At 68.6% G+C, this 25607-nt stretch carries 18 protein-coding genes; 14 read left to right on the top strand and 4 right to left on the bottom strand.

Annotation, left to right across the window (positions count from 1 at the left end; genetic code table 11):
* Positions 1–6 precede the first annotated feature (6 nt).
* On the top strand, positions 7–279 hold the full coding sequence (locus tag BLV25_RS08500) for a cytochrome C oxidase subunit IV family protein (protein ID WP_021074466.1): 273 nt from the start codon (positions 7–9) through the stop codon (positions 277–279).
* A 112-nt stretch (positions 280–391) separates the two neighbouring features.
* On the top strand, positions 392–796 hold the full coding sequence (locus BLV25_RS08495) for a universal stress protein (RefSeq protein WP_039400434.1): 405 nt from the start codon (positions 392–394) through the stop codon (positions 794–796).
* Between the two features lie 49 nt (positions 797–845).
* Here BLV25_RS08495 and BLV25_RS08490 read toward each other — a convergent pair whose 3' ends face one another.
* Positions 846–1880: a lysylphosphatidylglycerol synthase transmembrane domain-containing protein gene (locus tag BLV25_RS08490; RefSeq protein ID WP_021074464.1), complete on the bottom strand. Its 1035-nt coding sequence runs from the start codon at positions 1878–1880 to the stop codon at positions 846–848.
* Complete coding sequence (locus BLV25_RS08485) at positions 1877–3283, bottom strand: sulfatase (protein WP_176819459.1); 1407 nt, start codon at positions 3281–3283, stop codon at positions 1877–1879. The genes BLV25_RS08490 and BLV25_RS08485 overlap by 4 nt, the downstream gene beginning before the upstream one ends.
* A gap of 117 nt (positions 3284–3400) precedes the next feature.
* On the opposite strand from BLV25_RS08485, the gene BLV25_RS08480 reads away from it, so the two are divergent.
* From BLV25_RS08480 to BLV25_RS08470, 3 genes are all read left to right on the top strand, one after another.
* The gene (locus tag BLV25_RS08480) at positions 3401–4354 is read left to right on the top strand and encodes a glycosyltransferase (RefSeq protein WP_143114408.1); all 954 of its coding nucleotides are present in this window, start codon (positions 3401–3403) and stop codon (positions 4352–4354) included.
* A gap of 195 nt (positions 4355–4549) precedes the next feature.
* A complete protein-coding gene (locus BLV25_RS08475) occupies positions 4550–5584 on the top strand; it encodes a glycosyltransferase (protein WP_039400428.1) in 1035 nt (344 codons plus the stop codon).
* 68 nt (positions 5585–5652) lie between these two features.
* A complete protein-coding gene (locus BLV25_RS08470) occupies positions 5653–7296 on the top strand; it encodes a DUF2070 family protein (RefSeq protein WP_021074460.1) in 1644 nt (547 codons plus the stop codon).
* A gap of 29 nt (positions 7297–7325) precedes the next feature.
* Here the strand turns inward: BLV25_RS08470 and BLV25_RS08465 are convergent, their stop codons facing one another.
* Complete coding sequence (locus tag BLV25_RS08465) at positions 7326–8567, bottom strand: FAD-dependent oxidoreductase (protein WP_092732161.1); 1242 nt, start codon at positions 8565–8567, stop codon at positions 7326–7328.
* A 24-nt stretch (positions 8568–8591) separates the two neighbouring features.
* Here BLV25_RS08465 and BLV25_RS17370 point away from each other — a divergent pair, with 24 nt between their 5' ends.
* The 5 genes from BLV25_RS17370 (at position 8592) to gltB (ending at position 17274) form a co-directional block, all read left to right on the top strand.
* Positions 8592–8732 carry a hypothetical protein gene (locus BLV25_RS17370; RefSeq protein WP_176819458.1) on the top strand — a complete coding sequence of 47 codons (141 nt, stop codon included), beginning with the start codon at positions 8592–8594 and terminating at the stop codon, positions 8730–8732.
* A gap of 21 nt (positions 8733–8753) precedes the next feature.
* A complete protein-coding gene (locus BLV25_RS08460; RefSeq protein ID WP_021074458.1) occupies positions 8754–9509 on the top strand; it encodes a GNAT family N-acetyltransferase in 756 nt (251 codons plus the stop codon).
* Positions 9510–9711: 202 nt separating this feature from the next.
* Positions 9712–10404: an HD domain-containing protein gene (locus BLV25_RS08455; protein WP_039400425.1), complete on the top strand. Its 693-nt coding sequence runs from the start codon at positions 9712–9714 to the stop codon at positions 10402–10404.
* Between the two features lie 171 nt (positions 10405–10575).
* Complete coding sequence (proS, locus tag BLV25_RS08450; protein ID WP_021074455.1) at positions 10576–12051, top strand: proline--tRNA ligase; 1476 nt, start codon at positions 10576–10578, stop codon at positions 12049–12051.
* Positions 12052–12396: 345 nt separating this feature from the next.
* Positions 12397–17274 (top strand): glutamate synthase large subunit, encoded by a 4878-nt coding sequence (gene gltB, locus BLV25_RS08445; protein WP_092732158.1) that lies wholly within the window; start codon positions 12397–12399, stop codon positions 17272–17274.
* Between the two features lie 107 nt (positions 17275–17381).
* Here gltB and BLV25_RS08440 read toward each other — a convergent pair whose 3' ends face one another.
* Positions 17382–17873, bottom strand: a complete 492-nt coding sequence (locus BLV25_RS08440; protein WP_021074453.1) for a hypothetical protein — start codon at positions 17871–17873, stop codon at positions 17382–17384.
* A 326-nt stretch (positions 17874–18199) separates the two neighbouring features.
* Here BLV25_RS08440 and BLV25_RS08435 point away from each other — a divergent pair, with 326 nt between their 5' ends.
* The 4 genes from BLV25_RS08435 to BLV25_RS08420 all read left to right on the top strand — a co-directional run bounded on the left by BLV25_RS08435 (position 18200) and on the right by BLV25_RS08420 (position 25337).
* Positions 18200–20125 carry a beta-CASP ribonuclease aCPSF1 gene (locus tag BLV25_RS08435; protein WP_021074452.1) on the top strand — a complete coding sequence of 642 codons (1926 nt, stop codon included), beginning with the start codon at positions 18200–18202 and terminating at the stop codon, positions 20123–20125.
* 117 nt (positions 20126–20242) lie between these two features.
* Complete coding sequence (locus BLV25_RS08430; RefSeq protein ID WP_039400420.1) at positions 20243–20668, top strand: DUF7518 family protein; 426 nt, start codon at positions 20243–20245, stop codon at positions 20666–20668.
* Positions 20669–20695: 27 nt separating this feature from the next.
* The gene (gene smc / locus BLV25_RS08425) at positions 20696–24292 is read left to right on the top strand and encodes a chromosome segregation protein SMC (RefSeq protein ID WP_092732155.1); all 3597 of its coding nucleotides are present in this window, start codon (positions 20696–20698) and stop codon (positions 24290–24292) included.
* A complete protein-coding gene (locus BLV25_RS08420) occupies positions 24285–25337 on the top strand; it encodes a segregation and condensation protein A (protein ID WP_092732152.1) in 1053 nt (350 codons plus the stop codon). Before smc ends, BLV25_RS08420 begins: the two co-directional genes overlap by 8 nt.
* Positions 25338–25607: the final 270 nt, after the last annotated feature.

Here is a 25607-nt window from a genome sequence, read left to right as displayed (position 1 = left end):
TGAACAATGGCGTCGGATTCGATCAAGCTCTACGCGCTGGTGTACGTCGCGCTCGTGGGGCTGGCGACCTCGAAGTTCGTCTTCTTCGAGTTCGACCAGTTCTTCACCTACGAGCAGGCGTTCGCCGGCACGATGGGGGCCGCCGCGCTGAAGGGCGCGCTCATCGTCGGCTACTATCAACACCTCAAGTGGGAGAACCGGTCGCTGACTTACCTGATGGCCGTCGCGCTCGCGTTCGCGCTCCTGCTGATGGCGGCTGCCACCTACTCCATCACGTAACCGATCCGCGGTCGTCCCGCTGTTTTCGAAGCCGCACCGTCGCTCGAGTCCGGTCCCCATCCCCGGCGGCGGCAGGGGAAACTCCAAAACCCCTCCGGACGTAGCGGCGGGTATGTACCACGTACTGTTGGCCGTGGACGAGGACGAGAGTCGAAGCACCCGGATCGCCGAGGCGGTCGCCGACCTCCCGAGCGCGAGCACGGAGGTGTTCGTGTCGATCTTCCACTGCTTCGTGGACAACCCCGCGGGCGCCTCGGCGACGCAGGTCGGCAGCGTCCGGACCGTTCAGAACCTGCTCGAGGAGGCGGGGATCGACAACCAGGTGCTGGAGGCCAGCGGCGACCCGGCGGACGCGATCCTCGAGGCGGCCGACGAGGAGCAGGTCGACGCGATCTACCTCGGCGGTCGCAAGCGGTCACCCGCCGGCAAGGCGCTGTTCGGCAGCGTCACGCAGTCGGTGATCCTGAGCGCGGAGCGTCCGGTGACGGTCGCCGGGAAAACGAGAACCGCCGAGTAGTCGGGCGACGGGAGCGACGTCGTCGCGCCGTCCCGTCGGCGTCGAGGGCTCAGTCCCCAAGGTCGGCACCGTCGTCGACGGATCGGCCCTTCACGACGAACAGCGACAGGTAGCCCGCGAGGAGCCCCGGCCAGTAGGTCGTGAGGCGAAAGAGCACGGCCGCCGTCACGGCGGTCGCCAGCCCGACGGGATAAAACAGGGTCACGAGCCCGGAGAAGACGACCTCGTAGGTACCCGATCCGCCGGGCGTCGGCGAGATCGTCGCGATGACCGAGAGGTTGACGATGAAGTACAGCGAGACGAGGTCGGGCTCGATCCCCAGCGACAGGAAGACGAAATACAGCGAGACGATCTGTGCCAGTATCGCCAGGTGTGAGACGACCGCGGTCGCGGCCAGAAACGAGGGGTCACGGCCCGCGGTTTGAAAGTGTCCCTCGATGCGAACGACGCGGTCGCGCAGCGACCGAACGAGGCCTTCCGCCCGGTCGATGCGGGCCTCGATCGCGTGGAGCGCACCGACGGCCGCATCGACGAGCGTTGCGTCCTCGGACCACAGCAGGTACGCGAGGACGATCCCGACGAGCAGGAGCAGCATCGAGACCGCGCCGACGTTGCGGAGGAACCCGTTCAGCGATCCGACGACGACCAGATACGACAGGCCGCCGAACGTGAACGTGAAGAAGGGAGCCGCGTTGAGGATGTCCGCGGAGACCACGGCGGCCAGCGCCTTCTCGTAGTCGGTCTCGAGGGAGTCGGAGACGACGTAGGCCATGATCGGCTCCCCGCCGAACTGGCCGAGCGGGGTGATCGAGTTCAGGAAGTGGCCGGTGAGAAACAGGGTCACGGTTCCCGACGGGGTCGGATCCATTCCCATATGGCGGAAGAAGCGGTGCCAGACCCAGGCCCACAACAGCAGCGACGAGAATCCGACGACGAACGCGACCGCAAAGTGGGACGGATCCGTCCGCACGAGCGCGGCCAGGAACTCCCCGAGGTCGGCAAGATACAGGAGCGCGGCGAACAACACGCCGGTCGCCACGAACCAGATCCACTCCCGTCTCCCGGCCGCGATCGGGACGTTCATCGGTAGCCCAGCTGCTCAAGCCGGTCCGCGACGGCATCGTCGACGGGACGGTCCCCGGCGTCATCGGTACCGTCGCCGGACTCGGAGTCGTCGGACTCGATATCGCCGGAAGCGACGTCACCCGTCGCGTCGACGGCGGCCTTGAGGTCCGGCGGGACCGGGATCGACTTGTCCGCCTCGAGGTCGTAGGCCTCGTAGGTTGCCGCGCCGTCCTCGGTGACGGATTTGACCACCTTCACCCCGTCACGCTTCGCGTATCTGTGCTTCCGGTAGTAGTCGTCCCACCGGTCGGCCGGGATGTAGCCCGTGAAGTTCTCGGGGAACTCACACCCGCCCAACACCGTTTCGGGGAAGACGTCGTCGGGGTCCGGTGCGGGGCGGATGCCGGCGTAGTACGGGACGAGGTCGCTGAGCGACCTGAGCTCGATCGGCTCCACGACGGTGTCGGCCTCGAGATCCGGATGATCGACCATCAGGACGACGTTCACGACCGACTCGGACACCGTGAACTGGTGGCCGAAGTCGCCGCCGTGCTCGCCGAGCGCCTGGCCGTGATCGGAGAGCAGCACCACGACGGTGTCCTCGCGGAGGCCGTTGTCCTCGAGCGCGGCGACGACCCGCCCCACGAGATCGTCCGTGTAGTCGACGGAGGCGTCATAGACGCGTTCGAGCTGGTCGAAGTCGATGTCGTCCATCGTGAAGACGTCCTTCTGTCGGTGCGGGATCGCCGCGTCCTCGGCGACGCCGTGGCGCTCGGCGTAGCGCTTCGGGGGCCGGTACGGCTCGTGGGGCTCCATCAGGTTGGCGTAGAGGAAGAAGTTCCCGTCGTCGTCCCCGCGGTCGCCGAGGTAGTCGGTCACCGCCTCCACGGTTTCCTCGGACCGGGTGGAGTCGTCGACGTCGAAGGCCCTGAAGACGCGGTCGATCTGTCTCCCGAGCACTCGACGTGGCGTCTCGCCGAGGGAATGGTAGAACTTCGCGAACGCCCGCGAGAGACGGACGCTCAGCCGGTTGTCGGCAGTGCCGAGGAAGTTCTCGACGTGATCGAAGTCCCCGGTCATCCCCTTGTGCGGGGTTATCCAGACGTTCGGGGTGATCGCGGCGGTGTCGTATCCCGCCTCACGGAACGCGGAGACGAAGGTCTTCCGGCCATCGTCGAAATAGCTCCTCGCGTGGGTGGTGCCGTGCTCCCAGGGGTACTCCCCGGTGAACATCGAGGCGTGCGACGGGAGGGTCCAGGGGGCCTGCGTGACCGCGTTCTCGAAGACCGTCGCCGAGTCGGCCAGCTCCTGGATGTGGTCCGTGAACTCGACGGCGGGGTTGTACGCCGACACCCGGTCCGTCCGGAGCGAATCCAGAACCAGAAAGACGACGTTCCGCTCGTCCGAGACGGCGTCCTGCATACCCGTGACCGGGGGCGCCCGGCAGTTAGGGACATCGGTTCGGAGCGGGGACGGCAGGCACCACCATCGTCGGGACGGACCCACGACCGATTTATAGGGGACGCGATAACGGGAGGTATGGTCGAGAGCGTGGCGATCGTCTACTGGTGCGACGGGGCCGGACATGCGGCCAGGAGCATCCCGGTCGCCAAGGAACTCGAGTCACGCGGCGTGGACGTGTCGATCGCCGGCGGAGGGCAGGGCGCGCGGTTCGTGGACATGAACGGCTTCGACCAGCCGGACCTCACGACGGTGTCCGTGGCGGGGAACACGCCGCTGTCGTTCCTGAAACACACGCTCCTCGATCTCGTTCCGTCCTCGGTCCGACGGACGCGGGAGATCCACGACTGGTTGGCGGCGGAGGACCCCGACGTCCTGATAACCGACGACGTCTTCGCGGGTCTGTCGGCGGCCGCCCAGGGGATCGACTTCTACCGGATCGACCACCTGACGCCGGACCTGTTCGGCCCGGCGTGGGGAACCCCGCTGCGGATATACAACGCGATCTCGCTGCTGTTCGGCGAGGGGATACTCGTGACGTCGCTGTGGCCGGACAAGCCGGACCCGGCGGGGATCACGCGGGTCGGACCGCTCGCACAGGAGGGCGACTCCGACGGGGAGGTCGACGAATACGACGTGCTCATAAATCCGGGCACGCACGGCGAGGGCTTCGCGGAGATACGGACGCGGCTGGAGGCCGACGGCTACACGGTCAGGACGGTGGGCGACGACGACTGGGAGACGAAGCCCACGATGACCCCGTACACCGCGGCCGCCGACGTCGTGATATGCACCGGGTTCTCATCGATCGCGGACACGGTGGTGGCGGGCACGCCCTGCGTGATCTACCCGTTCCTGCCGTTCCAGAAGGCGATCGCGGAGCGGGCGGAACGCGAGGGCATCGAGGGGGTCGCCAGGGCCGCCTCGGTTCCCGACGCCGTCCTGAAAGCGAAACGCTTCTGTGAGTCCGAGGAAAGTCCCGATTACGAGAACGGTGCCCCCGAGTTCGTGGATGCGGTCCTTCGTGAGTAGCCGTCCCGCCGAGCGGCGGAGCCGAACCAATCGGCAACGGAGTCGGACCGCGAGAGGGCAGAGTCGGACCGCGAGACGGCAGAGTCGGACCGCGAGACGGCAGAGTCGGACCGCGAGACGGAGTCGGACCGCGAGACGGCAGAGTCGAACCACGGGATGGATCCGGACCGCGAACGGGGATCGGCGGAGGCACACATGAGGATCGGGTTCTTCACGGACAGCTACTTTCCCGGCATCGACGGCGTGACGTACACGATCCGGGCCTGGCGCGAGCGCCTCGAGGAGCGCGGCCACGAGGTGTACGTGGTCTACCCGGCCAGCAGCCACGACCCGGACGACCACGAGATCCCCGTCAGATCGCTCCCGAATCCCTTCTACGGACAGTATCGGTTTCCGATCTACCGGCGGCTGTCGACGCTGCCGGAGCTGGACGTCGTGCACTGTCACGGGCCCGCCGCGACCGGGATTATGGGGAGACGGTACGCGAAGCGGACGGGCGTGAAATCGGTCTACACGCATCACACGCCGGTCGAGGACTACCTCGAACAGGGGCTCAAGCTCCCGTCCATCGCCGCCGTCGCGGCCAGGCTGTACGTGGCCTACGAGAACCGGTTCCTCCGGTCGTTCGACTGCGTGACGGCCTCGACCTCGCGGATCCGGCGGGACGTGGAGCCCCGGAAGCTGCCCGTCGGCATCGAGATGGACACCTTCCGGCCGCAGTCGGACCGGCTGTTCCCGACCGACGAGCCCGTCATCGGCTACAGCGGCCGGATGGCCGCCAAGAAGAACGTCGACGAGCTGCTCCGGCTGGCGGCGGAGACCCCGGACTATCGGTTCGAACTCGTGGGCGAGGGGCCCGAGCGGGAATCGCTGGAGCGGGCGGCGCCGGAGAACGTGACGTTTCGGGACTTCCTGCCGCGGGAGAAGCTGCCGACGTTCTACTCCTCGATCGACGTGTTCCTCACGGCCTCGACGTGTGACACCCTCGGACTGTCGACCCTCGAGGCGAACGCCTGCGGCACGCCGGTCGCCGCGGCCGACGTTCCGCCGTTCGAGGAGACCATCGGGGACGCAAACGGCGCCCGGTTCGCGTACGGGGATCTCGAGGATATGCAGCGGGCCGTCGAGGACTGTCTGCACCACGAGGAGGACACGCGGGACGCGGTCCGACGGTTCTCGATCACGCGGACCGTCGACGAGCTCGAGCGGATCTACGGGGTGACTGACTGATGGACGATGGAGTGATGGATCGATGAATTCCGGGGTGACCGGCCGATGAGCTACGAGGTGACCGACTGATGGGAGCCGACAACGTCGACGTCTTCCAGCGGATGGTCTTCAGCCTGCCGCCGCTGAAGGTACAGATCCCCGCGCTCGTCGCTTTGAGCCTGGTGTACAGCTTCGGGATGCATCTCGCCTTCACGGTCTTCACGCCGATCCGGCTGTCCATCCCGCTCGTGCTCGTGGCGGGGTCGCTCGTGTTCCTCGTGCCCTTCCTCCTGGCGGGGGAGCTGTTCCACCAGGTGTTACCGCGGTATCCACGCTCCTGGAGCTACTTTCTCGCGCTGTTCAACCAGTTCGTCCTGTTCGTCTACGGGCTCGTTCTCTCCGGGGCCGACACCACCGGGAACGCCTGGAGCATCGTCTGGCTGGCGTTCATCACCGTCCACGTGAACAACGTGCTGGTGCTGCTGATCTCCACCGGCATCGAGTACTACAAGCGGATCCTGGCGGTCTCGTCCGCCCAGACGGCGGTGCTCGTCGCGGTCTTCTACCTGTTCGTCGGCGGCGCGCTCGGGATCGAGACGTACAGGCACGTGTTCAGCCTGGCCTCGGTCGGCATCGCCGCCGTCTTCCTCGTGCTGATCCTCCTGGCGGTGGAGTACCTGATCAAGAGCAACACCGACGTGTCAGCGTTCACGCTTACCTCCGGGCTGTTACGGAACGACCGGGAGTCGCTCGACCTCGGCTTCGAGGCCGAGCCCGACGTCCAAACGCTGGCGATCGACAACGGCGACCGGCTGACGCTGGCCGCGCCGTGGATCCATCCGGGACCGCTCGGCGGGTTCGGCGGCGGCCAGCTGAGCGGCACCGTCATCGAGGCGCTGAACGCGGAGGGCACCGGGTTCTTCCTGCACGTCCCCTGCACGCACAAGGAGGACCTGGCCGATCCCGAGGACGCGGAGAAGGTCCTGGAGGCGGTCGCGGACCCCGAGCGAACCGGCCGCGCGTCGACGCTGGTACACCGGGACTACGGGGAGATCGAGTTCTTCGGTCGCCGGTTCGACGGCAAGCGGATCGTCTTCCTCCACGCCGAGCACATCGACGACTACGACACGGGGGTGTTCATGCGGGACCGCGAGGAATCGGACGTCCTGCTCGTGGACCTCCACAAACACGACATCCAGGAGGGGCCCGAAAAGGAGGTCCAGTACGGCACCGCGGAGGCGGACCGGCTGAAGCGATACTTCGACGACTTCCTCGGAACGCTCGACGACGCACCCCTACACGACTACGATGCGGGATTCGACGTCCACCTCGGCGACCGGGACCTGCTGGCGATGGTCGAGGTCGTCGACGGCGAGCGCACCCTCCTGATGGGCATCGACACGAACGGCGTCACGGCCGACATCCGGGACCTCGAGGCGGAGTACCGCGAGGAGTTCGACCACGTCCTGCTGTTCTCGACGGACACGCACGCCTCCATCCACGATCTGGCGAACATGACGCGCTCGAACGTCGACGCGATGCGGCGCGCGGTGGCGGCCGCAACCGACGACGTCGCGCCGGCGACCATCGGCCTGACGAGCCGGACGACGCGGCCGCTGCAGCTCCTCAAAAACGACTACAACGGGCTGGTCTTCAGCGTCAACATCCTCATCCGGCTGACGATCATCTCCCTGTTCCTGTTCTACTTCGTCCTGATAGTCTGGATGTTCTAAGCGGGCGGCGGGAGTCCCGTCGGAACGCTCTACTGCTCCGCACCCACGTCATCCACATCCACGACGTCCGCGTCGGCCGGTCCCGCACCGTCGAAGGCCGCGACCGCACGGTCGAGGCGGTCGGGATCGTCGACGGCGGGCAGCTCGCGGTCGGCGGTCCGACAGGGGGCGTCGACGCCGAGTCGGTCGCAGACGAGGTCGGCGACCGATTCGGCCATCAGCCGATGCGTGGTCAGCTTTCCGCCGACGATCGTTGCGAGGTTGGTAACGCCGTCGGCGGCGTGGTCGATGCGGACGAACCCCCGCGAGATCCCCCGGCCGCCGCGGTCGGTCTCGTCGGGGGCGTACAGCGGACGAACGCCCCACCACCGGCGAACGATCGGACGCTCGGCGACCGCCGGGAGCATCGCGGCGCACTCGGCGATCGTGGTTTCGACCTCCCGGTGCGGCGTCGCGTAGTCGTCCGGGTCGCGGACGGGAACGCTCGTCGTCCCCAGCACGACCTCCTTCCGGTGCGGGACGACGATGTCGCCGTCGGCGGGGTTCCGACAGCGGTTCAACACGGGGCCGAGTCCCTCGTAGGCGACGGACACCATCACCCCGCGCGTCGGCTGCATCGCGACGGTCACGCCCGCCAGTTCGGCGACCGATCCGGCCCACGCGCCCGCGGCGTTCACGACGTAGTCGGGCCGGATCACGTCGTCGAAACGGCCGCCGACGCGGGCTTCAGTCACCGCGCCGTCACGGACGGTCAGCGACTCGAGGGGCGCGTGCGTGTGGATCGTCGCGCCGTGTCGATCCGCGTCGAGGGCGGTCGCGGCGACCAGACGCGAGGGGAACACGACCGCGTCGGGCACGCGCATCGCCCGCTCGAGATCGGCGGACAGACCGGAGACGCGGTCGCGCGCGGTCGCCGAGTCGACGACCTCGACCGGGATCCCGACCGACTCGCAGGCCGCCCGCTTCGCGCCGAAGTAGGCGTCGTCGTCGCCGGCGAGCTCGAGAAAGAGGCCGCCGGTCTCGCGGACGCAGCCGCCGGCGATCCGGCGAAGGATTCGGCTCTCGGCCAGACACTCCGCCGCGCCCTCGGGGTCGGAGTCGGCGTAGCGCGCGCCGCTGTGGAGCAGGCCGTGCGACCGGCCCGTGGTCCCGCCGCAGAGTCCGTCGCGGTCGACGAGGGTCACGTCCACGCCGCGCAGCGCCAGATCGCGGGCGACGCCGACGCCGGTCGCGCCGCCCCCGACGACGAGCACCTCCGGTTCGAGCGCCATACGCCGGGTTCGTGCCGACCGGATATGAGCGTGTCCGTCGGCACGGGGACCGCGTCCGTCGACGCGAGGACCGCGTTCACCGGCGCGGAGACTGCGGGCGCCGGCGGGAGTCCGCGTCCGTCGGCCGAGCGACGGCGATCGGGCGGCGCGCGAGGCTTTTTGTGACTGGCCGTCGAGTACCACGGTATGGACATCCGAGCGGCCACGCCGAACGACGTCGAGGCGATCCGGTCGGTCGCGCGCGCATCGATGGCCGACTCCTACGGTCACGCGGTCGCGGAATCGGTGCTGTCGCGGTCCGTCGACGAGTGGTACGACGCCGAGGAGCTGGCCGCGGACGTCGCCGCCCGGCGTACCGTGTTCCCGGTCGCCGTGGTCGACGGGGAGGTGGTCGGGTTCGCGGAGAGCTACGTCGTCGACCGCCGGGAACGTGTGGGCGAGATCGACTGGCTGCACGTCCACCCCGACCACCGCGGCGCCGGGATCGGCCACCGGCTGCTCGCCCGCGTCGAGGAGACGCTCCGGGACCGGGACGTCGACCGGATCGAGGGGCGCGTGCTCGAGGCGAACGAGTCCGGAACGCGGTTCTACGAGGGGGAGGGCTACGACCGCGCCGGCGTCGATGAGATCACGATCGACCGCGAGACGTTCCGCGAACGGATCTACACGAAGCGGCTCGTCGAGGACCGTCCCGCGCGCGAGACGAAGACGTACACCGACGACGAGGGCGAGGAGGTGTACGTCGACTTCGATCGCGGCGAGCGGGGGTCGAACGGACCGTTCTTCCCGGCGTATCGCGACCCGGACCACGAGGAACGATACGGCTACGTCTGCGGGAACTGCGAGGGACTCGACGTCGCGGTCGACACGATGGACCGCCTGGAGTGTCTCGACTGCGGGAACCGCCGCAAGCCCGCGCGCTGGGACGCCGCGTATCTGTGACGCGTCGGGTCGAAAACCCGACGCTGGTCGGAGCGAACCCCGGCGCTGGTCGGAGCGAACCCCGGCGCTGGTCGGAGCGAAACCCACCGATCCTCGCGAGATCCGGGGCTGTCGTAACGCCTAAGAGCGAAACGGCCATGGTCTCGGACAATGAATACCGAATCTCGCGACCGATCTCCGAGCCGACCACGGGGGCCCGACCGTGGGCGTTGAGATAAAGGAATCCCGGGTTCCGGACGACGAGTTCGAGGAGATGAAGTCGTTCGTTCGCGACTACCTCGCCGCCAGCGTCGAAAGCGAGGAGGACGGCGGCCGGATGCGGTGGTATCCCTGGCACTCGGCGGAGTACCGGTTCAACCACATCCTCAACGTCGTCGACATCGCGACGCGGATCGCCCGGGAGGAGGGCGCCGATCTCGACGTCGTCCGCGTGGCGGCGCTGTTTCACGACGTGGCCAAGCTGGAGGTCGACCAGGACGTCCACGCCGAGGCGGGCGCCCGGATCGCCCGGGAGTACCTCCGGAACCGGGGCGAGTATCCCGACTCGTTCATCGAGGAGGTCACCCAGTCGATCGAGGACCATTCCTACCAGGGGGATCTGGCGGACGTCTCCCTGGAGTCGCGGTGTCTGATGGAGGCGGACCTGCTCGACAAGGTCGGCGCCAACGGGGCCGCGCTGATGCTGTTACGGATGGGCTACGAGGCGCGGACCCATATGGACGCCGCCAAGATGGTCGACCGCGTGCTCGAGCGCGGCCGCGACCACGCCGACCGCGTCCGGTCGGAGACCGCCGAGAGCATCGCCCACCAGCGGCTCAAGCGCGTGAAGTGGTTCCGGGAGTGGCTCGAGGCCGAGGTGGCGGAGATGGACCCCGAGGGCGTCACCGACCGCTGAGACGTCGTCCCGCGAGGACGGCGGCTGAACACGGACCAGCCGGACGGCCGGTCAACCTGATAACTAGTCAGCCGGACGGCCAGTCAACCTGATAACTCGTCAGCCGGACGACCGTCGGCCCGTGAGGGGGCTTCGGTCGGTTTAAGTCCCGCACGGCGGATCCACGATGTAATGACCGACGACGAGCAGGAACTCGGGATCACCGAGTCCAAATCACACAACACCGGCGACTGGTACGCCGAGGTCGTGCGGAAGGCGGGGCTGGCGAGCTACGGGCCCGAGGGCATGAGCGGGTTCATCGTGACCCGCCCGCGCGGGTACGCGCTCTGGGAGGCGGTCCAGAACGCGCTCGACGCGGAGTTCAAGGACACGGGCGTGCAGAACGCCTACTTCCCGGTGTTCATTCCCGAGTCGTACCTGGAACGCGAGAAGGACGTCGTCGAGGGGTTCGACCCGGAGGTCGCCTGGGTCACCCAGGGCGGCCACGAAGAGCTCGACGAGCGCCTGGCGGTGCGGCCGACCTCCGAGTCGATCATCGCCCCCTACATCGCCCAGTGGGTCCGGAGCCACCGCGATCTCCCGATGCGCGTGAACCAGTGGTGCTCGGTCGTCCGGTGGGAGGCCACCGAGACGAAGCCGTTCTTCCGCACGAAGGAGTTCCTCTGGCAGGAGGGCCACACCGCCCACGAGACCGACGAGGGGGCCTGGGAGGAGACGATGCTGCGGCTCGACCAGTACGAGTCGCTCTACGAGGACGTCCTCGCGATCCCGGTGTTGCGCGGCCAGAAGCCGCCCCACGACACGTTCCCGGGCGCGAAGACGACGACGACCGTCGAGGCGCTGATGCCGGACGGCAAGTCGGTCCAGGGCGCGACCTCCCACCACCTCGGGCAGTCGTTCGCCGAGGCGTTCGACATCACGTTCTCCGACGAGCAGGAGGAGGAACGGGTCGCACACACCACCTCCTGGGGCGTCTCCTGGCGCTGTCTGGGGGCGCTCATCATGACCCACTCCGACGAACAGGGGCTCGTCCTGCCGCCGACGGTGGCGCCCACGCAGGTCGTCGTCGTCCCGATCTGGCAGTCCGACACGCGCGAGGAGGTCCTCGAGTACGCCGAGGGCGTCACCGCCGAGCTCGAGGACGCGGGCATCAGCGTCGAGCTCGACGACCGAGACGAGCGCAACCCCGGCTTCAAGTTCAACGAACACGAGCTCAACGGCGTCCCGCTCCGGATCGAGATCGGCCCGAACGAGGTCGACGACGAGGAGCTCACCCTCGTACACCGGCCGGACGGCGAGAGCGTCGTCGAGGACCGGGACGACGTCGCGGAGACGGTTGAGCGCCACTTCGACGAGGTCTACGCCAAGCTGTACGCCGCCGCCGAGGAGACCCTCGACGGCGCGGTTCGGGAGGCCGACGACCGCGCGGAGATCCTGGGAACGCTCGGCCGCCACGGCGGCTACGTGGAGACGCCCTGGTGCGGCGACGTGGACTGTGAAGCGGAGATCAAAGAACAGATCGCCGCCGAGATCGTGATGGTTCCCTTCGAGGACGACGACGAGTTGATCGGGACGGACCACGAGGAGACCTGCGGCGTCTGCGGCGAGCCGGCCGAGCGGACCGCCTACTTCGCGAAGTCGTACTGACCGTCGGACCGGTCAGTCCGGACGACGACTGCCCCGTTGGCCGACGATGCGAACCGCCCGTTTCGGCCGACCATCGACCCACGATCGGAACGCCGTGAGCAGCTTCGTGGAGAAGAGAATTTGAGAGACATATTCCAGGAGGAGTATTTAAACCACACACATAAACAATGAGCAGAATATAGAATCCATAACCGGAGAAAAACTCGGTGAAAATTGTGTATTTAAACCTATGCTATTCAGTCACAGCCCCTTAACAATAATGACCTTATATTCCCTAATGGGTGGGTAAGGCTCCCTAAGTGTATCAGGGTTAGCCCTTTAAGTTGAAGCCGGTTCCGTAGGCGTATGACCAAGCCACACAGTACCACCCCCGAGCCGAGCGACGGCGCGGCGGGCTCCGGGCGACACGCCGGCACGGAGAACGCGGACGGGCGCGACGTACGCGGCACGGACGGCGTTCGCGACGATGACGAACGGACCGTCCGAGGGGACGGGACCGTCCGAGCGGACGGCGAAAAGAACGGCGACGGCCTCGCTGACCCGACCGATGACCGATCGAACTGCGGCGTCGGCGCGGTCGTCGACCTCGAGGGCGGCCCGAGCCACGACGTCGTCGCCGACGCGGTCCGGCTGCTCGAGAACCTCGAACACCGCGGGACGACCGGCACCGAGCCGGACACCGGCGACGGCGCCGGGATCATGGTCCAGCGGCCGGACGCGTTCTTCCGGTCGGTCGTCGACGCCGATCTTCCCGACGAGTACGCCGTCGGGTCGCTGTTCTTGCCCCAGGACGAGCGGGCTCGCGGGCAGCTGTTCGACGTCGTCGCCGAGACGCTCGCGGAGTACGGCCTCGAGATCCTCGCGTGGCGGTCGGTCCCGACCGAGAACGGCGACCTCGGCGCGACGGCGCTCGAGTCGGAGCCCGACCACTGGCAGGTCTTCGTGGCGCCGACCGACGAGGCCGACCCGGCCGACCGCTTCGTCGACGCGGATGCGGACGCCGACGCCGACCGGGATCCGGCGCTGCTCGGGTTCGACCGCGCGCTCTACGTCGCCCGGAAGGCGATCGAGACGGCGGCCGAGGACGTGGACGGCAGCGGCCGCTTTTATATCGCCTCGCTCGACCGCCGTCGCGTGGTTTATAAGGGGCTGCTGAAGGGCGAGCAGCTCGCCGGCTACTTCCCGGACCTGCGGGACGAGCGGTTCGCCTCCCGCGCCGCGTTGGTGCACGCCCGCTTCTCGACGAACACCCTCGGCGCGTGGCATCTCGCCCATCCGTACCGCAACATCGTCCACAACGGCGAGTTCAACACGATCCAGGGGAACATCAACTGGATGCGGGCGCGGGAGACCGACGTCTCCCACCCCGGCTTCGGCGCCGACCTCGAGACGGTGAAGCCGGTCATCGACGACCCGAACCAGTCCGACACCGCCTCGGTCGACAACGCGCTCGAATTGCTCGTTCAGACCGGCCGGGAGCTGCCCCACGTGCTCCGGATGCTGATCCCCGAGGCGTTCCGCGACGACCACCTGATGGACGCGGCCAGGGCCGACTGGTACGACTACCACGCCTCGCTCGTCGAGCCCTGGGACGGCCCCGCGCTCGTGCTGGGCTTCGACGGCGACCGCGTCGCCGGCGTCCTCGACCGCAACGGGCTCCGCCCGTGCCGCTACGAGGTCACGAGCGACGACCGCCTGATCGTGGGCAGCGAGGTCGGCGCGCTGCCGACCGACCCCGCCGAGGTCGAGCGCCGCGGCCGGCTCCAGCCCGGCGAGATCTTCGTCGCCGACCTGGAGTCGGGCCGCGTCGTCCCCGACGAGGAGGTCTTCGCGGATCTGACTGACGACCGCTACGGCGAATGGGTCGCCGAGGAGCAGGTCGCGCTCTCCGACCTCCTCGAGACGGACGATCCCACGAGCGCCGGCATCGGCGCCGGTGCGGACGATGAGGCCGACGCCGAGACCGACGCCGGTGCGGACGATGAGGCCGACGCCGATGCGAACGATGTCGAGGGCACCTCGCCGCTGCGCGCCCGCCAGGCCGCCTTCGGCTACACGACCGACTCGATGAACCACCTGGTCGAGCCGATGGCCAGGGAGGGGAAGGACCCGGTCGGGTCGATGGGCGACGACACCCCGCTGTCGGTGCTGTCGGACGTCGACCGGCCGCTGTTCACCTACTTCAAGCAGCTGTTCGCGCAGGTGTCGAACCCGCCGATCGACTACATCCGCGAGGAGCTCGTCACCTCCCTCGAGACGCGGCTCGGCTTCCAGCGGAACCTCCTCGACGAGTCGGCCGAGCACGCGCGACAGCTCGTGTCCGAGACGCCGATCCTCACCGACGCCGAGACCGAGTCGATCAAGGCGCTCGGCGGGAGCGAGGAGAACGCCGCCGCAGCCGGCGCGTCCGGCGCCGCGGACGGTTCCCTCGCCGACGAAACGCCCCTCGAATCGACGGTTCTCGATACGACGTTCCCGCCGGAGACGGACCTCGAGGACGCCGTCTCGCGGCTCCGTGACGACGCCGCGGCGGCGATCGAGGACGGCGCGGACGTGATCGTCCTCTCGGACCGGGCGATCGGCCCCGACCGGATCGCGATCCCGAGCCTGCTCGCGACCGGGGCGGTCCACCACCACCTGGTTCGCAACGGGCTCCGGAACCACGCCGGGCTCGTCGTGGAGTCCGGCGAGCCACACGAGGTCCACCATATCGCGACCCTCGTCGGCTACGGCGCCGGCGCGGTGACCCCCTACCTCGCGTACGCCTCCATCGCCGACGTCGTCGCCGGCCCGGACGGGGCCGACGAGGCCGAGGCGATCGCCGCCTACCGCGGCGCGCTCGAGGACGGCCTGCTCAAGACGATGGCGAAGATGGGCATCTCGACGATGGAGAGCTACCAGGGCGCGCAGATCTTCGAGGCGGTCGGGCTCGACTCCGGGTTCGTCGCGGAATACTTCTCGGGCACCGAGATCCGCACCGAGGGCATCGGCATCGACGAGATCGAGGGCGACGTCCGGACGCGACACGCGATGGCGTTCGGCGCCGACCCGCAACTCGAGACCGTCGGCGAGTACGAACACCGGTCGTCCGGGATCAAACACGGCTGGAACCCGCAGACGGTCGGGACGCTCCAGCAGGCGGTGCGGTCCGGCGAGTACGACCAGTACCGGGAGTTCGCCGCGGAAGTCAACGACCAGGAGGGGTCGCCACACACGCTGCGGGGGCTCCTGGAGTTCGACGCCGACCGCGACCCGGTGCCGGTCGAGGAGGTGGAGCCGGTCGAGGAGATCGTGAAACGGTTCTCGACCGCGGCGATGTCGCTGGGCAGCATCTCGCCGGAGGCCCACGAGAACAACTCGATCGCGATGAACCGGATCGGGGCGAAATCGAACACCGGCGAGGGCGGCGAGCCGCCCGAGCGGTTCGGCACCGAGCGCGAATGCAACGTCAAGCAGGTGGCCTCGGGCCGGTTCGGCGTCACCGCGGAGTACCTCGCCTCGGCCGACGAGCTCCAGATCAAGATGGCGCAGGGGTCAAAGCCCGGCGAGGGCGGCCACCTCCCCGGGAAGAAGGTCAACGAGATGATCGCCCACGTCCGGTGCTCGACGCCGGGGGTCGGGCTCATCTCGCCGCCGCCCCAACACGACATCTACTCGATCGAGGACCTGAAACAGCTCATCTACGACCTGAAGTCGGCCAATCCGGACGCGGACGTCAACGTCAAGCTCGTCTCGGAGGCGGGCATCGGGACGATCGCGGCCGGCGTCGCGAAGGCGAACGCGGACGTGGTCCACGTCTCGGGCCACTCCGGCGGGACGGGGGCGTCCCCGAAGACCTCGATCAAGAACGCCGGCCTCCCGTGGGAGCTGGGTCTCGCGGAGACGAACCAGATGCTGCGGGCGACCGGCCTGCGCGACCGCATCCGGGTCTCCGCGGACGGCGGGCTGCGGACCGGCCGCGACGTCGCCGTCGCCGCGCTGCTGGGCGCCGAGGAGTACGTGTTCGGGACGGCCTCGCTGGTCACCTCCGGCTGCGTGATGGCCCGGCAGTGTCACGAGAACACCTGTCCGGTCGGCGTCGCGACCCAGCGCGAGGACCTGCGACAGCGGTTCCCCGGCGAGCCCGACCACGTCATCAACTACATGACCTTCATCGCCGAGGAGCTCCGGGAGATCATGGCCGATCTCGGCTTCAGGACCCTCGAGGAGCTGATCGGCCGCCCCGAACTGCTCGCACAGCGCGAGACGGACCACGAGAAGGCGCGACACCTCGATCTCTCGAGCGTCATCGCGGAGCCGACCGGCTCGGTCCGGACGAAGGTCCGCGAGCAGGACCACGAGGTCGACGACCGGCTCGACTGGGACCTCATCGACGCCGCCGCCGACGCCATCGCGGACGGCGCGCCGGTGTCGATCCACGAGGACGTCACGAACGTCGACCGGGCGGTCGGCGCGACCCTCTCGAACCGCGTCGTGAGCGAACACGGCGGCGACGGGCTGGCCGACGACACGATCGCCGTCGACTTCGACGGCTACGCCGGCCAGAGCTTCGGCGCGTTCCTCGCGGAGGGCGTCACCTTCTCGCTGACCGGCGCGGCCAACGACTACGTCGGGAAGGGTCTCTCGGGCGGGAAGCTGGTCGTGAACACGCCCCCGGACGCGGGCTACGACGCGAGCGGGAACGTCGTCGTCGGCAACGTCTGCCTGTACGGCGCGACCGCCGGCGAGGTCTACGTCAACGGCGTCGCCGGCGAGCGCTTCGGCGTTCGCAACTCCGGGGCCACGGCGGTCGTGGAGGGCGTCGGCGACCACGGCTGCGAGTACATGACCGGCGGCGTCGTGGCCGTCCTCGGCGAGACCGGCCGGAATTTCGCGGCCGGGATGTCCGGCGGCATCGCCTACGTCCACGACCCCGACGACCGCCTCGCGGAGCGGGCCAACACGGGGATGGTGTCGCTCTCGCGGGACCTCTCCGAGCGCGACGAGGCGATGCTCCGCCGGCTCGTGGAGAACCACGCGGCCTACACCGAAAGCGACCGCGCCCGCGAGCTGCTCGACGACTGGGAGGCCGCGCTCGAGTCGTTCGTTCGGGTGTTCCCCGACGCCTACGCCGACGTCATCGCGGAGGGGATCGGCGAGGACGTCCGCGACGCGCGACCCCCGGCCGCGACCGCGGACGTGCTCCCGGAGGCGGACGCGAACGTCGTCTCGAGCGACGACTGACCGGAACGGCGGCTGACCGGAACGACGGCTGACGGCTGACCGGAACGACGGCTGACCGGAACGGCGGCTGACCGGAACCACGGTCCGGCCAACGACTCGTCGCTCCCTCAGCCGTCGACGTCGACGCCGAACGGACTCGGTTCCTCGCGCCACTCCCACCCCGGCAGCCGCGTCTGGAACCCGGCCGCGAGGGCGGCGTCCAGGTCGTCGATCCCGGCGGCATCCCCGTCCGCGCCGTGAGTGTGGACGTCCGCGAAGTGGAAGGTCGCGCCGGCGAGCAGCGAGAGGGGCTGTCCGCCGGCGATCGTCTCCGCGAGCGCGCGGCCCAGCACCTCGTCGACGACGAACCCCGGATAGTCGTTCGCGACGTCGAGATTCCGGAGGATCGCGACGTAGCCGGCGACGTTGACCGCCACCTCGCCGTCCGCGAAGACGGCGTCGACGGCCTCCCGATACGCCGCCGGAGCGACCGAGGCGACGTCGGTTCCGAACCGGTCGCCGAGGGCGTCGCGCGTCTCGTTGATGAGCGCCACGACGGTCGGCTCGCGCTCGCGCACCCACTCGTATTCGGCCGCGACGCGGTCGGGCGTGAGTCGCATCGTGAGCCACTACGACGGCTGACGGTCAAGTACGTTCCCCTGGTTCGGGAACGTTCGACCGGGAGACGGAGCGACCGGCCGACGTCGCCGACCGCGATCGGCGGTGACCGTTTGCGAAGGCTTTTATAACGGGTGGCGTCTATGACCGGGTAAGCGGGTTTTCGCCGTCTCTTCCCGCAGACGAAGCTACCGACAGTACTCGCCATTATGCCTCCCTCGTCTCGCGTGACGACACAGCAGTCGTCGGACCTCGAACCCGCTCGTCCCCGTCCGATCGGTCGGACCGGGGCGGACGCGGCGCCGGTCACGGCGGGGGGTTTTCACCTATGAGCCAAGTCGACACCCAACTCGAAGACATCAGATCCCAGATCGAACAGGAGATCCCGAACGACATCACGATCACCGACGTGAAATACGAGGGGCCGGAGCTCGTCGTCTACACCCGCGACCCGAAGCGGTTCGCGGGCGACGGCGACCTGATCCGCCGGCTCGCCTCCCAGCTGCGCAAGCGGATCACGGTGCGGCCGGACCCGAGCACGCTGTCGCCGCCCAGCGAGGCCCGACAGCAGGTCCTCGACGTCGTCCCCGAGGAGGCGGGGATCAGCGACCTCGACTTCCACGCCGACACCGGGGAAGTCGTCATCGAGGCCCAGAAGCCGGGGATGGTGATCGGCCGGCGCGGCTCGACGCTCCGGGAGATCACCCAGGAGGTCGGCTGGACCCCGGAGGTCGTCCGGACCCCGCCGATCGAGTCCTCGACGGTCTCGAACGTCCGCAACTTCCTGAAACAGGAGCGCGAGGAGCGCCGCGACATCCTCGAACGCGTCGGACGACAGATCCACCGCGAGGAGCTCTCCGACGAGGAGTGGGTCCGGATCACCACGCTCGGCTGCTGCCGCGAGGTCGGCCGCGCCGCCTTCATCCTCAACACGCCCGAGACGCGGATCCTGATCGACTGCGGCGACAAGCCCGGCGCCGAGGGCGAGGTGCCGTACCTGCAGGTGCCGGAGGCGCTGGGCGCGGGCGCACAGAACATCGACGCCGTCGTGTTGACCCACGCCCACCTCGACCACTCGGCGCTCATCCCGCTGCTGTTTAAATACGGCTACGACGGGCCGATCTACACGACCGAGCCCACGCGCGACCTGATGGGGCTGCTCCAGCTCGATTACCTCGACGTCGCGGCCAAGGAGGGCCGCACGCCGCCGTACGAGTCGGCGCAGGTTCGGGAGGCGATCAAACACACGATCCCGCTCGAGTACGGCGACGTCACCGACATCGCCCCCGACGTGAAGATCACCTTCCACAACGCGGGCCACATCCTCGGATCGGCGGTCACGCACTTCCACATCGGCGACGGCCTCTACAACGTCGCCTTCTCCGGCGACATCCACTACGACGACACCCGGCTGTTCAACGGGGCGGTCAACGACTTCCCGCGCGTGGAGACGCTGGTGCTGGAGTCGACCTACGGCGGGCGCAACGACTACCAGACCGACCAGGAGGACTCCGAGCGCCGGCTCAAGGAGGTCATCAACGAGACCTACGAGCGCGGCGGCAAGGTGGTGATCCCCGCCTTCGCGGTGGGGCGATCCCAGGAGCTGATGCTCGTCTTGGAGGAGGCGATGCGGAACGGCGACATCCCGGAGATGCCCGTCCACCTCGACGGGATGATCTGGGAGGCGACCGCGATCCACACGACCTATCCCGAGTACCTCCGCGACGACCTCCGCGACCGGATCTTCCACGAGGACGAGAACCCGTTCCTCGCAGACCAGTTCAACCACATCGACGGCGGCGAGGAGGAGCGCCAGGAGGTCGCCGACGGCGAGCAGTGTATCGTCCTCTCGACCTCCGGGATGGTCGAGGGCGGCCCCATTATGTCGTGGCTGCGCCACATCGGCACCGACCCGGACTCGACGCTCACCTTCGTCGGCTACCAGGCGCAGGGGACGCTCGGCCGGCGGATCCAGAACGGCTGGGACGAGATCCCGGTCGACGGCTGGGGCGGCGGCGGCCGCGGCGACACGCTGACGCTGAACATGGAGACCGAAACCGTCGACGGCTTCTCCGGCCACGCCGACAGGCAGGGCCTCGAGAACTTCGTGAAGACGATGAATCCCCGCCCCGAGAAGGTGCTGTGCGTCCACGGCGACGAGAGCTCGGTGCAGGACCTCTCCTCGGCGCTGTATCACGACTACAACATGCGGACGTTCGCGCCGAAGAACCTCGAGACGTTCCGGTTTAAGTGAGGTCGACGGGGCAGCAACGGGGCTCCCTCGCCGGCATATCGTGTCCGGCATATCGTGCGAACGAGTCACACGCGCGTCTGACACACATTTATACGTCTCGGCCGACCGAACACACGTATGAGTAATCGGGTGACGGAACTCGAACGCCAGGTCTCGGAGCTTCAGGCGGCGGTCAACGGACTCACCGAGGAGCTCGTCGAGACGAAGGAACGCGTTCGACAGCTGGAGGCGGACGACGCGCCCGGTTCGACCGGGGAGACGACGGACGCCGGGGAGCCGGCCGCCGACCGCGGGGCGACCGACCAGCCCGGCGCCGGGCCGACGCCGGAGGCTCCGGAACCGGCCGAGCGGACGACCAAGAGCGACGACCACGTGAACGTGGTCGAGCAGACGGCGGCTGCCGCCGACTCGACCGCGGCGGCCGCGGAGGCGGCCGAGGCGGCAGCCGACGCGGCGGCGGAGGCGAGCGGCGACGCCGAGACGGACGCGGACGAGGACACGACGGAGGGGGACGCCGAGGAAAGCGACATCATCGTCGCGTAAGCTCGCGGTCCCCTCGCGAGCCCACCAATGCACATCACAGAAGTCGTTCTGGACGATTTCAAGAGCTTCGGGCGGACGACGAGGATCCCCTTCTACGAGGACTTCACGGTCATCACGGGCCCGAACGGTTCGGGCAAATCGAACATCATCGACGGGATCCTCTTCGCGCTCGGGCTGGCCCGGACGCGCGGGATCCGCGCCGAGAAGCTGACGGACCTGATCTACAATCCCGGCCACGACGGGGCGGAGTCGGGCGACGGCCCCGACGAGGCCGCCGTCACGGTCGTGCTCGATAACGCCGACGGAACCCTCGATCGGGGACAGGTCGTCTCGGCGGCCGGATCGGAGAACGTCGGCGACGTCGAGGAGATCACCGTCAAGCGGCGCGTGAAGCGGACCGACGACAACTACTACTCCTACTACTACCTCAACGGCCGCTCCGTCAACCTCTCGGACATCCAGGACCTGCTCGCGCAGGCCGGGGTCACCCCGGAGGGGTACAACGTCGTGATGCAGGGCGACGTGACGGAGATCATCAACATGACGGCCTACCAGCGCCGCGGGATCATCGACGAGATCGCCGGCGTCGCCGAGTTCGACGAGAAGAAGGAGGCCGCCTTCGAGGAGCTGGAGGCCGTCGAGGACCGGATCGGCGAGGCGGATCTCCGGATCGAGGAGAAGGAGGACCGGCTCGACCGGCTCGCCGACGAGCGCGAGACCGCCCTGGAGTACCAGTCCTACCGCGAGGAGAAAGAGGAGTATCGCGGCTACCGCAAGGCCGCCGAACTGGAGGAGAAGCGCGAGGCCCACGAGTCGGTGCAAGCGGAGATCGAGGAAACGGAAGCCGAACTGGCGGAGCGTCAGGAGAAGCTGGACACGCGACAGGGACGCGTCACGCGTCTCGAGGCGGAGCTTGCGGAGCTCAACGACGAGATCGAGCGGACGGGCGAGGACGAACAGCTCGCGATCAAAGCCGAGATCGAGGAGATCAAGGGCGACATCTCCCGGATCGAGGGGCGGATCGAGAACGCGGAGAGCCGCCTGGAGGAGGCCGAGGCGGAGCGCCGCGACGCGTTCGTCCAGATCGACCGCAAGCAGGAGACGATCGAGGAGCTCGAGGCGGACGCCAAGGAGATCAAGGTCGAGAAGGCGTCGGTCAAGGCCGACATCGCCGACAAGCGGACCGAACTCGCGGAGATCGAGGCGGAGATCGACGGGATCGACACCCAGTACGACGAGCTCAAGGCCGACCTCGCCGAGCACAAGGACCGGCTCGAGGAGATCAAAGCCGAGAAGAACGACGTCCAGCGCGAGAAGGACCGGCTGCTCGACGAGGCGCGGCGGCGCTCGAACGAGATCAGCGAGGCGCAGTCGGACCTGGAGGCGGCCCACGAGCGGATCCCGGACCTGAAGGCCCGGATCTCCGAGCTTCACGGCGAGCTCGACACGGCGGAGACGAACCGCGACGCGATCGAGGAGACGATCGCGGATCTCTTCGCCGAGAAGGCGGAGCGGCAGGAGCGGCTCGACGCCATCGAGGACGACCTGCGGGAGAAGCAAAGCGAGTACGCCTCGCTGGAGGCGGACGCGAAGCGGCGCGGCGACGCCTCCTGGCCGCGGGCGGTCACGACGGTTCGAAACGCCGGCATCGAGGGAGTTCACGGCCCCGTGGGCGAGCTGGCGTCGGTGGACCCGACGTACGCGGAGGCGTGCGAGACCGCGGCCGGCGGCCGACTCGCCAACGTCGTCGTCGACGACGACGGGGTCGGGGAGACGTGCATCGAGCACCTTAAAAGTCGCAACGCGGGCCGGGCGACGTTCCTGCCGATCACGGAGCTGGACGACCGCGGGCTCCCGAACGCGCCGACGATGCCCGGCGTGGTCGACTTCGCGCGGAACCTCGTCGAGTACGACGCCCGCTACGACCCGGTCTTCTCGTACGTCCTCGGGTCGACGCTCGTCGTCGAGGACATGGGGACCGCCCGCGATCTGATGGGCGAGTACCGGATGGTGACCCTGGAGGGCGACCTCGTCGAGACGTCGGGCGCGATGACCGGCGGCTCGGGCGGGGGATCCCGGTTCGCCTTCAGCACCGCCGGCGGCGGCAAGCTCCAGCGGCTGGCCGAGGAGATCGAGGAGCTTGAGGACGAGCGGCAGTCCCTCGAGTCCGAGGTCGACGAGCTCGACGCGGAGATCGACGACGCGCGCGAGCGGAAGGCCGACGCCGAGGAGCGGGTCCGGTCGGTCGAGTCCGACATCGACCGGGCGGAAACGGAGCTCGAGGAGCAGCACGACCGGATCGAGGAGCTGGAGTCGACCCTCGAGACGCTCCGCGACGAGCGCGAGGAGGTCGACGAGCGGATGACCGAGCTCGACGCGGAGATCGACGAGCTGGCCGACGATCAGGCGGCGGTCGAGGACCGGATCGAGGAGCTGGAGGCCGAACTCGCCGACTCGCGGATCCCGGAGCTGACGAGCCGGGCCGACGAGGTTCGCGAGGAGATCGACGACCTCGAGTCGCGGATGGACGACCTCGACGGTCGGCTCAACGAGGTGCAGCTCGAAACGGAGTACGCCGAGGACGCCGTCGAGGACCTCCACGACCGCATCGAGGCGGCCCAGAACAAGAAGGCGGAGGCCGAGGAGGCGATCGCCGACCACGAGGACGAAATCGCCGACAAGCGGGAGCTGCTCGCCGAGAAGCGCGAGGCGATCGAGGACCTCGAGGAGGAGCTGGCCGAGCTCAAGGCCGAGCGGTCGGACCTCCGGGAGACGCTGTCGGCGGCGACCGAGGAGCGCGACGAACAGCGGCGGCGCGTCTCCGAGGTGGAGTCGACGCTCTCGGACCTGCGCGACCGCGCGGACCGGCTGGAGTGGGAGATCGACGAGCTCGAGTCGCAAGTCGGCGAGTACGACCCCGAGGCGATCCCCGACCACGAGGAGGTCGAGCGCCGCATCGAGGAGCTCGAGGCCGAGATGGAGGCGCTGGAGCCGGTCAACATGCGGGCGATCGACGAGTACGACGAGGTCGAATCGGACCTCGACCGGCTGCAGGAGCGCCGGGACGTGCTCGTGTCGGAACGCGACGGGATCGAGGAGCGCATCGAGGAGTACGAGTCGCAGAAGAAACGGACGTTCATGGACGCCTTCGAGTCGATCAACGACCACTTCGAGGACATCTTCGAGCGCCTCTCGGCGGGGACCGGCGAGCTCGTCCTCGAGAACCCCGAGGACCCCTTCGAGGAGGGACTCACGATGAAGGCGCAGCCGGCCGATAAGCCGGTCCAGCGGCTCGACGCGATGTCCGGCGGCGAGAAGTCCCTGACGGCGCTGGCGTTCATCTTCGCGATCCAGCGGCACAACCCCGCGCCCTTCTACGCGCTCGACGAGGTCGACGCCTTCCTCGACGCGGTCAACGCCGAGCGCGTCGGCGAGATGGTCCACGACCTGGCCGGCGAGGCGCAGTTCGTCGTGGTCTCGCACCGCTCGGCCCTCCTCGAGCGCTCCGAGCGGGCGATCGGCGTGACGATGCAGGAGGACAACGTCTCCGCGGTGACCGGGATGCAGTTCGGCGGGGACAGTGAGGAAGCCGACGGGGACGGGGAGGTGCCGGCGGATGACTGAGGACGACGGCTACGTGCCCGACCTCGACCTCAGCGGCGGCCCCGATGCGGGGACGGTCGGGATCGGGACGGACGCTCCCGGCGGGACGACCGACGAGGCAGGGGCCGCGGCCGATGCGGATGCGGCCGACCGGAACGGTCCCGACGTCGACGCGACCGATGCGGATGCGGCCGACCGGAACGGTCCCGACGTCGACGCGACCGACGCCGACGACGCCGACGAGGAGGTCGAACCGGTGGAGCTGCTCGTCCAGCTGGCCGAGGAGGGCGAGATCGAGCCGTGGGACATCGACATCGTACAGGTGACCGACGCGTTCCTCGCGGAGCTTGACGCCCGGGACCTGCGGACGACCGGGCGGGCGCTGTTTTACGCCAGCGTCCTGTTGCGGATGAAAAGCGACGCGATGCTCACGGACGACGACGAGGACGAGTCCGACGAGCCGGAGCTGGAACCCTGGGAGGCCGCGATGCAGGGTGAGAGCCATCCGGGTGCCGGAGGCGCTGCCGGGGAGTCGCCCGCCGGCGACGGCTTCGACCCGGTCGATCAGCTCGAGGCGGAGATGGACCGCCGGCTGGAGCGCAAGAACACCCGCGGGTCGCCGGAGACCCTCGACGAGCTGGTCCGCGAGCTCCGGGAGGCCGAGCGCGGCTCGTGGTGGAAGCGGTCGCGGGAGTACGACACCTCGGAGTCGCCCCGCGGACACGACCGCGGGACGCAGACGCTTGACTACCGCGCCGCGGACGACGTCCGCCGGGAGGGCGAGCCGACCGAGGGCGACGTCACCGGCGGCACCCACGACGAGGACATCGAGGAGGTCATCGACGACGTCCGCACCGCGCTGCGGACCCAGTACGACCAGGGCCGCGCGGAGGTGCTGTTCGCGGAGATCGAGACGGTCGGCGGACGGCCCTTCATGACGTACCTCGCGCTGTTGTTCCTCGCGCACCGCGGCGGCGTCCGGCTCCAGCAGGACGACCTCTTCGGCGACCTGTGGATCCGGGACCCGACCGCGGCCGCCGTCGAGGCGGAGGCGATCGCGGACTGAAACGCGAGTTCGGGGAGTCGGACGAGGGACTCCGTTGAAATCCTCTCCTTCGGCCAGTACTTGGGTGAAACAGCCGTTCCATTGAGCTTGCTCACGAACGACTTCGAATCCGACCGAGGGGACGAAATGTCGCCACCTATCAACTGTGTGATAAAGAGATTTCGACCACGGTCGGAGAATTGATTCCGGTTGAAATCGACTGCTCGCCTGCCGCTATACCTCATCCGCCTCATTCCTCAGGGAGAGGATCAGTCGAAACCGTTCGTTATC

It is taken from the genome of Halopenitus persicus, assembly GCF_900107205.1.
Lineage (GTDB): Archaea > Halobacteriota > Halobacteria > Halobacteriales > Haloferacaceae > Halopenitus > Halopenitus persicus.
Note: the sequence above shows the minus strand (reverse complement) of the source record. Positions and strands in the feature narration are given on the sequence as shown.

Coding starts and splice junctions, on each gene's coding strand:
- BLV25_RS08500 (WP_021074466.1), top strand. CDS start 7: ATGGCGTCGGATTCGATCAAGCTCTACGCGCTGGTGTACGTCGCGCTC.
- BLV25_RS08495 (WP_039400434.1), top strand. CDS start 392: ATGTACCACGTACTGTTGGCCGTGGACGAGGACGAGAGTCGAAGCACC.
- BLV25_RS08490 (WP_021074464.1), bottom strand. CDS start 1,880: ATGAACGTCCCGATCGCGGCCGGGAGACGGGAGTGGATCTGGTTCGTG.
- BLV25_RS08485 (WP_176819459.1), bottom strand. CDS start 3,283: ATGCAGGACGCCGTCTCGGACGAGCGGAACGTCGTCTTTCTGGTTCTG.
- BLV25_RS08480 (WP_143114408.1), top strand. CDS start 3,401: ATGGTCGAGAGCGTGGCGATCGTCTACTGGTGCGACGGGGCCGGACAT.
- BLV25_RS08475 (WP_039400428.1), top strand. CDS start 4,550: ATGAGGATCGGGTTCTTCACGGACAGCTACTTTCCCGGCATCGACGGC.
- BLV25_RS08470 (WP_021074460.1), top strand. CDS start 5,653: ATGGGAGCCGACAACGTCGACGTCTTCCAGCGGATGGTCTTCAGCCTG.
- BLV25_RS08465 (WP_092732161.1), bottom strand. CDS start 8,567: ATGGCGCTCGAACCGGAGGTGCTCGTCGTCGGGGGCGGCGCGACCGGC.
- BLV25_RS17370 (WP_176819458.1), top strand. CDS start 8,592: ATGAGCGTGTCCGTCGGCACGGGGACCGCGTCCGTCGACGCGAGGACC.
- BLV25_RS08460 (WP_021074458.1), top strand. CDS start 8,754: ATGGACATCCGAGCGGCCACGCCGAACGACGTCGAGGCGATCCGGTCG.
- proS (WP_021074455.1), top strand. CDS start 10,576: ATGACCGACGACGAGCAGGAACTCGGGATCACCGAGTCCAAATCACAC.
- gltB (WP_092732158.1), top strand. CDS start 12,397: ATGACCAAGCCACACAGTACCACCCCCGAGCCGAGCGACGGCGCGGCG.
- BLV25_RS08440 (WP_021074453.1), bottom strand. CDS start 17,873: ATGCGACTCACGCCCGACCGCGTCGCGGCCGAATACGAGTGGGTGCGC.
- BLV25_RS08435 (WP_021074452.1), top strand. CDS start 18,200: ATGAGCCAAGTCGACACCCAACTCGAAGACATCAGATCCCAGATCGAA.
- BLV25_RS08430 (WP_039400420.1), top strand. CDS start 20,243: ATGAGTAATCGGGTGACGGAACTCGAACGCCAGGTCTCGGAGCTTCAG.
- smc (WP_092732155.1), top strand. CDS start 20,696: ATGCACATCACAGAAGTCGTTCTGGACGATTTCAAGAGCTTCGGGCGG.
- BLV25_RS08420 (WP_092732152.1), top strand. CDS start 24,285: ATGACTGAGGACGACGGCTACGTGCCCGACCTCGACCTCAGCGGCGGC.